The organism is Serratia sp. 121840015-1 (assembly GCF_053627655.1).
In genome coordinates this window covers 427,257-439,970 of the sequence record NZ_JBSEYF010000002.1, presented here as the reverse complement: position 1 = coordinate 439,970, position 12,714 = coordinate 427,257, and the positions used below count along the sequence as shown (strand labels likewise).

The following is a 12,714-nucleotide window of genomic DNA, read 5'->3' as shown; positions in this document are numbered from 1 at the left end:
GCCTCCCCGTTCGGCCCTTATCGCGGAGCCAAGATGGAACCCTACAATCCCCCGCAGGACCCGCTGCACATCCTGTATCAGGATGAACACATCATGGTGGTCAACAAGCCCAGCGGCTTGCTGTCGGTGCCCGGCCGCGCGCCGGAAAACAAAGACAGCCTGATGACCCGTATTCAGGCCGATCATCCGGCCGCCGAATCGGTGCACCGGCTGGACATGGCCACCAGCGGGGTGATCGTGGTGGCGCTCAACAAGGCCGCCGAGCGTGAGCTGAAGCGTCAGTTTCGCGAACGCGAACCGAAGAAATCCTATATCGCCCGCGTTTGGGGGCATATGGAGCATGACGAAGGGTTAGTGGACTTGCCGCTGATCTGCGATTGGCCGAACCGGCCGCTGCAAAAGGTGTGTTTTGACACCGGCAAAGCGGCGCAAACGGAATATCTGGTGCTGTCGCGCGACGCCGACGGCAGCACCCGCGTGAAGCTAACGCCGATCACCGGCCGCTCGCACCAGCTGCGGGTGCACATGCTGGCGCTGGGGCATCCGATCCTCGGCGACGGTTTCTATGCCCCGCCGGAGGCCAAGGCGATGGCGCCGCGGCTGCAGCTGCATGCGCAAGAGCTGCGCATCACCCACCCCGCCTTCCAGACGCCGATGCACTTTCGCGCCGAGCCGGATTTCTAAGCGCATCACCCAGGGATACCCTAAATAATTCGAGTTGCAGGAAGGCGGCAACTAAGCGCAGCCCCGGGAGCGTACAAAAAGTACGTGACCGGGGTAAGCGCGGGCAGCCAACACACCTGCAGCTCGAAGTATGACGGGTATCGTTATTTGAAGCCTTTCTCGCGTTTGATCAGGTCGTACGCCGCCTGAATCTCCTGCGCTTTCTGCTTGGCCATTTCCATCATCTGCGGCGGCAAGCCTTTCGCCACCAGCTTATCCGGATGGTGTTCGCTCATCAGTTTGCGGTAGGCGCGTTTGATGGTGGCGGCATCGTCGCTGCTGCGCACGCCGAGCACCTTGCACGCGTCGTCGAGCGTCGGGCCGCGCTGAGCCTGCTGATAGCCGCCCTGCGAATATCCGCCCTGCTGACCGCCGCCGAACTGGCGCCCACCTTCCATCATGCTGAGGAACTGGTCGAACTGCGCGCGCGAAATACCCAGCTCCTCGGCGATGACGTACAGCACCTGGCGTTCGTTCGGGTGCAGCGAGCCGTCGGCGAACGCCGCCTGAATCTGAATTTCCAGAAACATCCGAATCAAATCGAAGCGGCCAAAACAGATGCTGCGGAACTGCTGCAGCGTCTCACGCAGCGGGAACTGACTCTGTTTGCCCTCGCGGAACGCCTGCTGCGCCGCGGTGCGCGCTTCGCCATGCAGCTGCAGGCGATCCATGAACAGGCTGGCGATCTGGATATCCGCCTCGGTAACGCGTCCTTTGGATTTGGTCAGGTGGCCCATCACCTGAAAAGTGGTGCGGAAAAACAGCGTTTGCCGCGTTTGCTGGTCGGTGAAGAACCCCCGGCTGCGCTTGTTGCTGCGCGCCGTATCGATCATATGACCGATAATCAGCCCCAGAACTACACCCCAGAATCCCGCGCCAGACCAGATGGCGACGATGACGCCGAGCAGTTTTCCCCAATACTGCATATACTCCTCAATTATCATGCCGAAAGCCGCCCACTCCCCTTCGCTTCAGGAAAGGGTGCAGGCGATTTTTCCTAGAATTTGGATTATCATACCTGTCATTTATCTTTGCGCCTAACGACGACGCAAGTAAACGGCTGGATTTAGCACTAGCGCAACGCAGATGAGTAATATAGTCTCTGACCGTTTGCCGGACATGACGCCTCTGATGACGGAACACCAAAACCGCGTATGAAAAAAAGTTTCCCAACACTGCTGGCCACGATGATTTGGACGGCACTCTACAGTCAGCATGCGCTGGCTGATCTGGCCGAGCAATGCATGCTTGGCGTTCCCGTTTACGACAAGCCTTTGGTCAGCGGCGATCCGAACAGCCAACCGGTGACGATCAATGCCGATGACTCGCGCGCCGACTACCCGAAAAGCGCCCTGTTCAGCGGCAACGTGCGCGTCGAACAGGGCAACAGCACCCTGACCGCCAAAGAGGTTGAGCTGAACCAGACGGAAAAACCCGGCCAGACGGAGCCGGTGCGTACCGTCACCGCCACCGGCGACGTGCACTACAGCGACAATCAGATCAAACTGAAAGGCCCGAAGGCCTGGTCGAACCTGAACACCAAAGATACCGACGTCTATGAAGGCGACTACCAGATGGTAGGCCGCCAGGGGCGCGGCGACGCCGACAAGATGAAGATGCGCGGCGCCAACCGTTACACCATTCTGGAAAACGGCACCTTTACCTCCTGCCTGCCGGGCGACGACAGCTGGAGCGTGGTCGGCTCCGAAGTGATCCACGATCGCGAAGAACAGGTGGCGGAAGTGTGGAACGCCCGCTTCCGCATCGGCGGCGTGCCGGTGTTCTACAGCCCGTACCTGCAGCTGCCGGTCGGCGACAAGCGCCGTTCCGGCTTCCTGATCCCGAACGCCAAGTACGGCAGCAACAACGGCTTCGAGTTCATGTTGCCGTACTACTGGAACATCGCGCCGAACTACGACGCCACCATCACGCCGCACTATATGTCCAAGCGCGGCCTGCAGTGGCAGACCGAGTTCCGTTATCTGGTGCAGCCGGGCCTCGGCCTGATGGAGTTCGACTGGCTGCCGGACGACAAGGAATACGGCAAAGATCATGACGACAACAAACGCTGGCTGTTCTACTGGAACCACAACGGCGTCATGGATCAGGTGTGGCGCTTCAACGTCGACTACACCAAGGTCAGCGACTCTAAATACTTCACCGACCTGGATTCCAAGTACGGTTCCACCACTGACGGCTACGCCACGCAGAAATTCAGCCTCGGCTATGCCAACGAGAACTGGAACGCCACGCTGAGCTCCAAACAGTTCCAGATTTACGACGACACCGATCGTTCACAGTCGGACTCGTATAAAGTCCAGCCACAGCTGGATCTGAACTACTACAAGAACGACCTCGGCCCGTTCGACTTCCATATCTACGGTCAGGCGGCCAAGTTCACCAGCGTCAACCCATACAGCCCGGACGCCACCCGTCTGCATATGGAGCCGACGCTCAACCTGCCGTTGACCAACGGCTGGGCCAGCCTGAACACCGAAGCCAAGGTGATGGCGACCCATTACCAGCAGGATATTCCTGACGGTTTCGCCGCCAACTACCAGAGCCGTAAAGGCGTCGCTGCACCGGAACTTGATGACTCGGTCAACCGCGTACTGCCGCAGTTCAAGGTTGACGGCAAGCTGGTATTCGAACGACCGATGATCTGGGCCGAAGGCGCCACCCAGACGCTGGAGCCGCGCGTGCAGTACCTGTACGTGCCGTACCGCGACCAGAGCAACATCTACACCTACGACACCACGCTGCTGCAGACCGACTACTCCGGCCTGTTCCGCGACCGCACCTACAGCGGCCTGGATCGCATCGCTTCGCAGAACCGCGTCTCCACCGGTTTGACCACCCGCATTTATGATGACGCGCTGGTTGAACGTTTTAACGCTTCCGTGGGTCAAATCTACTACTTCAGCCGTTCGCGCACCGGCGACCAGGTAACCGGGTACGACAACAACGACGATACCGGCAGCGTGGCCTGGGCCGGCGATACCTATTGGAAAATCGACGATCGTTGGGGCCTGCGCGGCGGCCTGCAGTACGACACCCGCCTGAACAGCGTCTCGCTGGGCAACGGCGTGGTGGAATACCGCCAGGATGCCGAGCGCGTGGTGCAGTTGAACTACCGTTACGCCACGCCGGAATATATCCAGACGGCGTTGAACACCAAAACGGTTCCGGCCTTCCAGGACGGCATCTCGCAGGTGGGCATCACCGGCAGCTGGCCGATCGCCGATCGTTGGGCGGTGGTCGGGGCGTATTATTACGACACCCGCGCCAAACAATCCGCCGATCAGCTGGTGGGGCTGAAGTACAACACCTGCTGCTGGGCAGTGACCCTGGGCTATGAGCGCAAGATCACCGACTGGAACAACAGCAACAATACCAGCGTTTACGACAACAGAGTTTCGTTCAACGTCGAACTGCGCGGCCTGAGCAGCGATCATAGTCTCGGCTCCGCAGAAATGCTGCGCTCCGGCATTCTGCCGTATCAGCGCGCATTCTGACGCTTTGCAACACTTTGAAAACGAGAACTTTCACCCGCATTTGCGGATTACATAATGGGAAATGTATGAAGAACTGGAGAACGCTTATTCTCGGATTGGTGGTTTGCGCCAATGCCGCGTTCGCAGCACCCCAAGAAGTGGATAAAGTCGCCGCCGTCGTGGATAACGGCGTGGTACTCGAAAGCGACGTCAACGGTCTGTTGCAGTCAGTGAAGCTCAACGCCCAGCAGGCCGGCCAACAGCTGCCGGACGACAAGACGCTGCGCCATCAGATCATCGAACGCCTGATCATGGATAACATCCAGCTGCAGATGGCCAAGAAAATGGGCATCACCGTGTCCGACGCCGATCTGGATAAAGCGATCGCCAATATCGCCGCACAAAACAAGATGAGCGTCGATCAGCTGCGCAGCCGCCTGTCGTACGAAGGGTTGAACTACAACACCTACCGTTCGCAGATCCGCAAAGAGATGCTGATCTCCGAAGTGCGTAACAACGAAGTGCGCCGCCGCGTCACCATCCTGCCGCAGGAAGTGGACTCGCTGGCCAAACAGGTGGGCGCGCAGAACGGCAGCGACACCGAAATGAACATCAGCCACATCCTGATCCCGCTGCCGGAGAACCCGTCTCAGCAGCAGGTCGACAAAGCCGAAGAGCTGGCCAAACGCCTGGTGGGTGAGATCAACAGCGGCGCCGACTTCGGCAAGCTGGCGATCACTTACTCCGCCGACTCTCAGGCGCTGAAAGGCGGCAACATGGGCTGGGGCAAGCTACAAGAGATCCCGACCCTGTTCGCGGAACGTCTGGTGAGCGCCAAGAAAGGCGACGTCGTCGGCCCAATCCGCTCCGGCGTCGGCTTCCACATCCTGAAAGTGAACGACATCCGCGGCGCGAGCCAGTCGGTGTCGGTTACCGAAGTGCACGCCCGTCACATCTTGCTGAAACCTTCGGTGGTGCTGACCGACGATCAGGCGCGCGCCAAGCTGCAATCCGTTGCGGAAGCGATCAAGAGCGGCCGCGCCAAGTTTGCCGACGAAGCCAAACAGCTGTCGCAGGATCCGGGTTCCGCCATGCAGGGCGGCGATCTGGGCTGGGCTTCCCCGGACATCTACGATCCGGCCTTCCGCGATGCATTGCTGAAGCTGAGCAAGGGTGAAATCAGCGCGCCGGTCCACTCTTCCTTCGGTTGGCACCTGATCCAGCTGCTGGATACCCGCCAGGTGGATAAGACCGACGCCGCGCAAAAAGATCGCGCTTACCGCATGCTGTTCAACCGTAAGTTCGCCGAAGAAGCGCAGACCTGGATGCAGGAACAGCGCGCCCAGGCTTACGTGAAGATCCTCGATGGCAGCGATGCACAGCAATAAACGCGTCGTCATTACCCCCGGCGAACCCGCCGGGGTTGGGCCGGATTTGGTGGCAGCGCTGGCGCAACAGGATTGGCCTGTTGAGCTGGTGGTGTGCGCCGATCCGGCCCTGCTGCTTGAACGCGCCAAGCGTTTGGGCCTGCCGCTGACGCTGCGCGACTACCAGCCGCAGCAGCCGGCCGAAGCGCAACGCGCCGGCACGCTGACCGTGCTGCCGGTCTCGCTCGCTCACCCGATCACCGCCGGGGAGTTGAACGTCGGCAACAGCGCCTACGTGGTGGAAACCCTGGCGCGCGCCTGCGACGGCTGCCTGAACGGCGAATTCGCTGCGCTGATCACCGGCCCGGTGAACAAGGGCGTGATCAACGACGCCGGCGTGCCGTTTATCGGTCATACCGAATTCTTTGCCGATCGCAGCCGCTGCGATCGCGTGGTGATGATGCTCGCGACCGAAGAGCTGCGCGTGGCGCTGGCGACCACCCACCTGCCGCTGCTGGCGGTGCCGGGCGCCATCACGCAACAGAGCCTGTTCGAAGTCATCCGCATCCTCGACCACGATCTGAAAACCAAATTTGGCATCGCCCGGCCGCACATTTACGTTTGCGGTCTGAATCCCCACGCCGGGGAAGGCGGCCATATGGGGCACGAAGAGATAGACACCATCATCCCGGCGCTCGACGTGCTGCGCGCTGAGGGCATCCATCTTGTCGGCCCGCTGCCGGCGGACACCCTGTTCCAGCCCAAATATCTGCAAGATGCCGATGCGGTGCTGGCGATGTATCACGATCAGGGGCTGCCGGTGCTAAAATACCAAGGGTTCGGCCGCGCGGTGAATATCACCCTCGGTTTGCCTTTCATACGCACCTCGGTCGACCACGGTACCGCTCTGGAACTGGCCGGCACCGGCACCGCCGATGTCGGCAGTTTCCAAACGGCCCTGAATCTCGCCATTAAAATGATAATTAATTGTAATGAATAACAGAGTCCACCAAGGGCACTTTGCCCGCAAACGCTTTGGACAAAACTTTTTAACCGATCAGTTTGTCATCGATAGCATTGTCTCCGCCATTCACCCGCAGCCGGGCGAAGCGGTGGTCGAGATCGGCCCAGGCCTCGGCGCCCTGACCGAGCCGGTCGGCGCACGCATGGATCGCATGACGGTGATCGAACTGGACCGCGATCTGGCCACCCGGCTGGAGAACCACCCGCGGCTGAAAGACAAGCTGACCATCCACCAGCAGGACGCCATGACGGTGAATTTCGCCGAACTGGCCGAGGAAGCTGGCCAACCGCTGCGCGTATTTGGTAACCTGCCGTACAATATTTCGACGCCGCTGATGTTCCACCTTTTCAGCTATACTCAGGCAATCCGCGACATGCACTTTATGTTGCAAAAAGAGGTGGTCAACCGTCTGGTGGCCGGCCCGAACAGCAAGGCCTACGGGCGTTTGACCGTGATGGCGCAGTACTACTGCAACGTCATTCCGGTGCTGGAAGTGCCGCCGACCGCGTTCGCGCCGCCGCCGAAGGTCGATTCCGCCGTGGTGCGCCTGGTGCCGCACAGCGTGCTGCCGAACCCGGTGGGCGACGTGCGCATGCTGAGCCGCATCACCACGCAGGCGTTCAACCAGCGGCGGAAAACCATCCGCAATAGCCTGGGCGACCTGTTCACGCCGGAGCAGCTGACGGAGCTGGGCGTCGATCCTTCGCTCAGAGCAGAAAATATTTCTGTGGCGCAGTACTGCAAGCTGGCGAACTGGCTGTCAGCCAATCCGACGCCGCAGCAATAAGGAGTTGTTGTCATGATTGATTCGCCCCGCGTGTGTATTCAGGTTCAGAGCATCTATGTGGAATCACAGTCGATCCCTGAAGAAGAGCGTTACGTCTTCGCCTATACCATCACTATCCGCAATCTGGGGCGGACCGACGTGCAACTGCTGGGCCGTTACTGGCTGATCACCAACAGCAACGGCCGCCAAACCGAAGTTCAGGGCGAAGGCGTGATCGGCGAACAGCCTGTCATTCCGCCCGGCGGAGAGTTTCAGTATACCAGCGGCGCGATTCTGGAAACGCCGCTGGGCACCATGGAAGGCCATTACGAAATGGTGGACCATCAGGGTCAACCGTTCCGCACCGCTATTCCCGTGTTTCGCTTAGCCATTCCAACGCTGATCCATTAATTATGTCGACATACCTTATCGGCGACGTTCACGGCTGTTACGATGAACTGAAGTCGCTGCTGGCTCAGGCTGCTTTCGATCCCGAGCGCGATCGGCTGTGGCTGACCGGCGATCTGGTGGCGCGCGGCCCCGCCTCGCTGGACGTGCTGCGCTTCGTGCGCTCGCTCGGCCCGGCGGTGCGCATGGTGCTGGGCAACCACGATCTGCACCTGCTGGCGGTCTACGCTGGCATCAGCCGCAACAAACCCAAAGATCGCATCACCCCGCTGCTGGAAGCGCCGGACGCCGACGAGCTGATCAACTGGCTGCGCCGCCAACCGGTGCTGCAGGTGGACGATGAGCAAAAGCTGGTGATGGCGCACGCCGGCATCACCCCGCAGTGGGATATCGACACCGCGAAAATGTGCGCGCGCGAAGTGGAAGCGGTCTTGAGCAGCGACAGCTACCCGCTGTTTCTCGACGCCATGTACGGCGACATGCCGAACAACTGGGCGCCGGAACTGAGCGGCCTGGCGCGCCTGCGTTTCAGCACCAATGCGCTCACGCGCATGCGCTACTGCTTCCCCAACGGCCAGCTCGACATGATCTGCAAAGATGCGCCGGGCACCGCGCCGGCGCCGCTGAAGCCGTGGTTCGAGCTGCCGCGCCTGGTGGATCCGGAATACACCATCGTCTTCGGTCACTGGGCCTCGCTGGAAGGCAAGGGCACGCCGGAAGGCGTGATCGGGCTGGACACCGGCTGCTGCTGGGGCGGCGATCTGACGATGCTGCGCTGGGAAGACCGCCGTTACTTCACGCAGCCCGCCAACCGTGGCGAGGCGCCTGACCACGCCGGCAGACTGGCCGCGTCCTGAAAACATAAAGGCGGCCCCAGGCCGCCTTGGTTCTCTTTACTGCCTTACGCCCCAATCACCCCGCCATCTTCACGCGTGATCATCAATACCGATGAACGCGGGCGCGGGCTGTTGTTCGGGAAGTGCGAATCGCCCTCTTCTCCCGGATGCTGCACGTTGACGAACATCGTCTTGTAGTCCGGAGTGAAGGTGATGCCGGTCAGTTCGCAGGACTTCGGCCCCACCATGAAACGGCGAATTTCGCCGCTGACCGGATCACCCACCAGCATCTGGTTGTTGCCCTGCCCGACGTAATCCCCCTTGTTGCTGTACTTGCCGTCGGTGAGGATCCACAGGCGGCCGGCGCGATCGAAGCCCAGCCCGTCCGGGCTGTTGAACGTGTTGTCCGCCGTGATGTTCGGCGTGCCGCGGTTGACGCCTTCCGGGTGGGCAATCGGGTTGCCACACAGCGCATACATGTCCCAGGCAAAGGTGCCGGCGGTGGCGTCACCGCCTTCGTCCCAGCGAATGATCTGGCCATAGATATTGTTCGGCCGCGGGTTGGCGGCGTTCAGCGGCATCCCTTCCTCACCGCGCTTACTGTTGTTGGTCAGCGTGCAATAAGCGCGGCCGTCATGCGGGTTCACCGCGATCCACTCCGGGCGATCCATCTTAGTGGCGCCGACCTGCTGTGCCGCCTTGCGGGCGAAGATCAGCACTTCGGCCTCATCGCGGAAGCCGTTCTCCGGCGTCAGGCCATTCTTGCCGAACTCGAGCGCAATCCAGTGCCCTTTGCCCTTCAGCGGCGTGCCGGCGTCGTCACCGTCGAACTGCGCCACGTACAGCGTTCCCTCATCCAGCAGCGTGCGATTGTTGGCCGGATTGGCGGCGTCAACCACGCCTTTGGAAACGTACTTATAGATATGTTCGCCGCGCTCGTCGTCCCCCATGTACACCACCAGGCGGCCATCTTTGGCCACGGTCACCGCCGCATTTTCATGCTTGAAGCGGCCCAGCGCGGTGTGCTTGATGGGCGTCGAAGTCGGATTCAGCGGATCGATCTCCACGATCCAGCCGTGGCGGTTGAATTCGTTGGGGTTCTTCGCCACGTCGAAGCGCTCGTCATAGTCCGGCCAGTTACGCTCCGGCTCGCTGACCTTCAGCGTATAGCGCTTCTGTTCCGGCGTGGTTGGGTAATCGGCCTGACGGGTGCCGAAGTAGGTATCGAAGTTTTCTTCGCAGGTCAGGTAAGTGCCCCACGGCGTCTTGCCATTGGCGCAGTTGCCGAAGGTGCCCAGCACCTTGCGCCCGCTCGGATCGGCGGCGGTCTGCAACAGCGGATGCCCGGCGGCCGGGCCGCTGAACTGCATGTCGGTGTTGGCGGTGATGCGGCGGTTATAGCGCGACGGGCGCTCCACTTCCCACCGCTGGCCGTCGCCGACGCGCTTTACCGCCACGATGGAAACGCCGTGCGCCGCCTGGGATTTACGCACCTCTTCCAGACTGGTGGCCTTGGCGCCGCCGTGAGCGAACAGGTACTGCTCGTTGACGTATTCGTTATTGATGGCCATCACGCCGTGGCGATCGTCGATCGGGAAGAAACTCATGCCGTCGTTATTGTCGCCGAACTGTTTTTCCTGATCGGCGGCGCTGTTGTTGCCCTGCGGATCGAAGGCCGGCGCGCCGTCCACCAGCGGCTCCCCCCAAGAGATCAGCACCTCCGCACGGTAGCCCGGCGCAATGGTCACCTCGTCGGCGGTAGAGGCGGCGATGCCCTGAAAGCCCAGCAGTTTGTTTGGCGGCAGATCCTCGGCCAACGCCTCGGCGGAGACCGACCAGATGCCGCCGCCGAGAAAGCCGGCCAGGCCGACGGCGCCGGCGCTGCCGAGCAGCAGTTTGCGGCGAGTGGGATCGATCAGGCGGTCGGCGTCTAATTGCTCAATTTGCTTGGTCATAGCGTGGTTACCTTTTTAGTTATGGCGCCGCGGTCAAGATTCACCAGAGTTGCCGGGGCGCTCGGAGTTGGGCTTCATACTAATCAGGTAATGTGACGGAAAGGTTACGGACGACGGGCGCAAAAAGGCCGGGGGCGCAATTGCTTGCGCCCCCGGGCAGAGTTGGCTAACGCGCTGAAATCAGCGGCGCTGCAGGATCTCGAAGCAGTAGCTGTGCGAGTTCAGATCGTCGGCGTCGTGGAACTCGCTGAACGTGGTTTCCCACTCGTCCGGCTCGTAATCCGGGAAGTGGGTATCGCCGCCGACCTCGGCGTCGATGTGCGTCAGGTACAGGCGATCGGCACGCGGCAGCAGCTGGGTATAGATGCGCCCACCGCCGATCACCATCACTTCTTCCACGTCGCCGGCGGCGGCCAGCGCTTCATCCATCGAGGTCACCCAGGCCACCCCGGCTTCGCTACCCGGACGGCTGCTCAAAACGATATTGTGGCGGCCCGGCAGCGGGCGGCCGATGGACTCGAAGGTCTTGCGGCCCATAATAACCGGCTTATTCAACGTGTTGCGTTTAAACCACGCAAGGTCCGCCGGCAGGTGCCACGGCATGGCGTTTTCCATGCCAATAACGCGATCCGCCGCCAAGGCAGCGATCAGGCTGATAATCATTGTTTAACCCTGTGTAGGCAGCAAAATTGGTGACACTATACGTAAAGGCCTGAGTGCCGTCGATAGGCTAATCAAGCAAGATGAATATATAAGATAGCTCTTATCAGCATATCTAATAACCAACGATCTCCCGCCGGGAAATTTCACACGCCGGGGCGTTTGCGGTACAGCCACAGGCCCGGCAGCGACAGGCCGATCGACAACGCGCCGACGATGAAACTGGCCTTGAGGAAGTTGGTGATCATGGTCTCCATCAAGGCTTCGCTGTAGCCCAAATGTGAGATCTCTACCACAGTTATCATCGCGGTATAGGCGGAAATGCCGGGGAACATCGGGATCACCGCCGCCACGGTGAACACCTTCGGGTGCGCCAGCAGCCAGCGCGACCAGTAGATACCGATGATACCGATCAGGATCGCCGCCAGCAGCGAGGCCCACTCGATGTTCATGCCGCCGTGCATCATCAGCATGCGCGAACCGCGCCCGATGGCCCCAAGCAACGCACAATAACGCAGCGCGCGCAGCGGCACGTTGAACACCATGGCGAAGCCCAGCGCCGGCACCGCCGCCAACAACATCTCCTGCAACAAGGCCCACAGCAGACTCATGACCACCCCCGCAGATCCCACAGCGACATCGCCATCACCACCCCGATGCAGGTCGCCAGCGTCAGCAGGCTGGCCATCGCCCAGCGCGCCAGCCCGGTATTGACGTGCCCCTTGAACATATCGGCCACCGCGTTGATCAGCGGGAAGCCCGGCACCAGCAACAGCACGCTGGCGGCCATCGCCACGCTCGAGGTGTCCTTAAACGCCGGCAGGCGCAGCAGCAGCCCGGAGATCGACGTCGCGACAAACGCCGTCAGGCAAAAATTGATCAGCGGATTCATATGGCGGGCGGTGAGAATTTGGCGCACCAGCATCGCCGTGCCGCTGGCGATAAAGGTCACCAGGAAGGCGTCAGCGCCGCCACCGTTGAGCATGCTGAAGCACCCGCAGGACAACCCCACCATCAGCACCACCAGCCAGCGCGGGTAGCGCAACGGCCGGATCCTGTCAAAACGGCGCGCCACGTCGTGCGCATCCGCCAGGTGGTGCTCGGCGAGGATCACGATATGCTGCACTTCGGTCACTACCTGCATATTGATGCCGCGATCGACGTTCTTGCGGGTGGTGGTCAGACAGGCGCCGTGGCTGAGGGTGGTCAACACCACCGCATTGGCGGAGATCGAGCTTTCCACGCTGTCCATCCCCAGCGCCAGCCCCAGGCGGGTCGACAGCTGTTCCACCACCGTGCTCTCAGCGCCGTGCTGCAACAGCAGCAGCGCGCATTGAATGCACAGGCGGGTTATTTCACGCTGTTGCCGGTGCGGTTCCGGCATGTCTGTGGCGTTAGTCTGCTGCATAGGGCTCCGTCGCTGGCGGTAGATGAATAATTATCATAGAGCCTAACAATACCTCATTGGGTTGATGCGCATC

Annotated in this window: 12 protein-coding genes; 7 read left to right on the top strand and 5 right to left on the bottom strand. The window is 61.0% G+C overall.

Features of this window, described 5'->3' with window-relative positions:
* Window positions 1–33 precede the first annotated feature (33 nt).
* Entirely contained in the window at window positions 34–684 is a 651-nt protein-coding gene (gene rluA, locus ACUXAC_RS15535) for a bifunctional tRNA pseudouridine(32) synthase/23S rRNA pseudouridine(746) synthase RluA (protein ID WP_004932866.1), read from the top strand.
* 143 nt (window positions 685–827) lie between these two features.
* Here the strand turns inward: rluA and djlA are convergent, their stop codons facing one another.
* The gene (gene djlA, locus ACUXAC_RS15530; protein WP_015376627.1) at window positions 828–1,649 is read right to left on the bottom strand and encodes a co-chaperone DjlA; all 822 of its coding nucleotides are present in this window, start codon (window positions 1,647–1,649) and stop codon (window positions 828–830) included.
* Window positions 1,650–1,877: 228 nt separating this feature from the next.
* On the opposite strand from djlA, the gene lptD reads away from it, so the two are divergent.
* The 6 genes from lptD to apaH all read left to right on the top strand — a co-directional run bounded on the left by lptD (window position 1,878) and on the right by apaH (window position 8,639).
* Complete coding sequence (lptD, locus tag ACUXAC_RS15525) at window positions 1,878–4,238, top strand: LPS assembly protein LptD (protein ID WP_060422429.1); 2,361 nt, start codon at window positions 1,878–1,880, stop codon at window positions 4,236–4,238.
* Window positions 4,239–4,303: 65 nt separating this feature from the next.
* Entirely contained in the window at window positions 4,304–5,605 is a 1,302-nt protein-coding gene (surA, locus tag ACUXAC_RS15520; RefSeq protein ID WP_048232625.1) for a peptidylprolyl isomerase SurA, read from the top strand.
* Window positions 5,592–6,584: a 4-hydroxythreonine-4-phosphate dehydrogenase PdxA gene (gene pdxA / locus ACUXAC_RS15515; RefSeq protein WP_454266781.1), complete on the top strand. Its 993-nt coding sequence runs from the start codon at window positions 5,592–5,594 to the stop codon at window positions 6,582–6,584. The genes surA and pdxA overlap by 14 nt, the downstream gene beginning before the upstream one ends.
* A complete protein-coding gene (gene rsmA, locus ACUXAC_RS15510) occupies window positions 6,577–7,395 on the top strand; it encodes a 16S rRNA (adenine(1518)-N(6)/adenine(1519)-N(6))-dimethyltransferase RsmA (protein WP_060422426.1) in 819 nt (272 codons plus the stop codon). Before pdxA ends, rsmA begins: the two co-directional genes overlap by 8 nt.
* Before the next feature lie 12 nt (window positions 7,396–7,407).
* Complete coding sequence (apaG, locus tag ACUXAC_RS15505; protein WP_016929119.1) at window positions 7,408–7,785, top strand: Co2+/Mg2+ efflux protein ApaG; 378 nt, start codon at window positions 7,408–7,410, stop codon at window positions 7,783–7,785.
* Window positions 7,786–7,787: 2 nt separating this feature from the next.
* Window positions 7,788–8,639: a bis(5'-nucleosyl)-tetraphosphatase (symmetrical) ApaH gene (gene apaH, locus ACUXAC_RS15500; protein ID WP_070915014.1), complete on the top strand. Its 852-nt coding sequence runs from the start codon at window positions 7,788–7,790 to the stop codon at window positions 8,637–8,639.
* A 44-nt stretch (window positions 8,640–8,683) separates the two neighbouring features.
* Here the strand turns inward: apaH and ACUXAC_RS15495 are convergent, their stop codons facing one another.
* The 4 genes from ACUXAC_RS15495 to ACUXAC_RS15480 form a co-directional block, all read right to left on the bottom strand.
* Entirely contained in the window at window positions 8,684–10,573 is a 1,890-nt protein-coding gene (locus ACUXAC_RS15495; protein WP_308343198.1) for a PhoX family protein, read from the bottom strand.
* Between the two features lie 180 nt (window positions 10,574–10,753).
* Window positions 10,754–11,236, bottom strand: coding sequence for a type 3 dihydrofolate reductase (folA, locus tag ACUXAC_RS15490; RefSeq protein ID WP_308343197.1), 483 nt, complete (start codon window positions 11,234–11,236; stop codon window positions 10,754–10,756).
* Between the two features lie 143 nt (window positions 11,237–11,379).
* On the bottom strand, window positions 11,380–11,844 hold the full coding sequence (locus ACUXAC_RS15485; protein WP_033637072.1) for a threonine/serine exporter: 465 nt from the start codon (window positions 11,842–11,844) through the stop codon (window positions 11,380–11,382).
* Window positions 11,841–12,641, bottom strand: a complete 801-nt coding sequence (locus ACUXAC_RS15480; RefSeq protein WP_060426347.1) for a threonine/serine exporter family protein — start codon at window positions 12,639–12,641, stop codon at window positions 11,841–11,843. The genes ACUXAC_RS15485 and ACUXAC_RS15480 overlap by 4 nt, the downstream gene beginning before the upstream one ends.
* Window positions 12,642–12,714 lie beyond the last annotated feature (73 nt).

Excerpts from the sequence above, each read along its gene's own strand:
- ACUXAC_RS15495 (WP_308343198.1), bottom strand. The coding sequence starts at position 10,573 with ATGACCAAGCAAATTGAGCAATTAGACGCCGACCGCCTGATCGATCCC.
- djlA (WP_015376627.1), bottom strand. The coding sequence starts at position 1,649 with ATGCAGTATTGGGGAAAACTGCTCGGCGTCATCGTCGCCATCTGGTCT.
- rluA (WP_004932866.1), top strand. The coding sequence starts at position 34 with ATGGAACCCTACAATCCCCCGCAGGACCCGCTGCACATCCTGTATCAG.
- folA (WP_308343197.1), bottom strand. The coding sequence starts at position 11,236 with ATGATTATCAGCCTGATCGCTGCCTTGGCGGCGGATCGCGTTATTGGC.
- surA (WP_048232625.1), top strand. The coding sequence starts at position 4,304 with ATGAAGAACTGGAGAACGCTTATTCTCGGATTGGTGGTTTGCGCCAAT.
- lptD (WP_060422429.1), top strand. The coding sequence starts at position 1,878 with ATGAAAAAAAGTTTCCCAACACTGCTGGCCACGATGATTTGGACGGCA.
- ACUXAC_RS15480 (WP_060426347.1), bottom strand. The coding sequence starts at position 12,641 with ATGCAGCAGACTAACGCCACAGACATGCCGGAACCGCACCGGCAACAG.
- ACUXAC_RS15485 (WP_033637072.1), bottom strand. The coding sequence starts at position 11,844 with ATGAGTCTGCTGTGGGCCTTGTTGCAGGAGATGTTGTTGGCGGCGGTG.
- apaH (WP_070915014.1), top strand. The coding sequence starts at position 7,788 with ATGTCGACATACCTTATCGGCGACGTTCACGGCTGTTACGATGAACTG.
- apaG (WP_016929119.1), top strand. The coding sequence starts at position 7,408 with ATGATTGATTCGCCCCGCGTGTGTATTCAGGTTCAGAGCATCTATGTG.
- rsmA (WP_060422426.1), top strand. The coding sequence starts at position 6,577 with ATGAATAACAGAGTCCACCAAGGGCACTTTGCCCGCAAACGCTTTGGA.
- pdxA (WP_454266781.1), top strand. The coding sequence starts at position 5,592 with ATGCACAGCAATAAACGCGTCGTCATTACCCCCGGCGAACCCGCCGGG.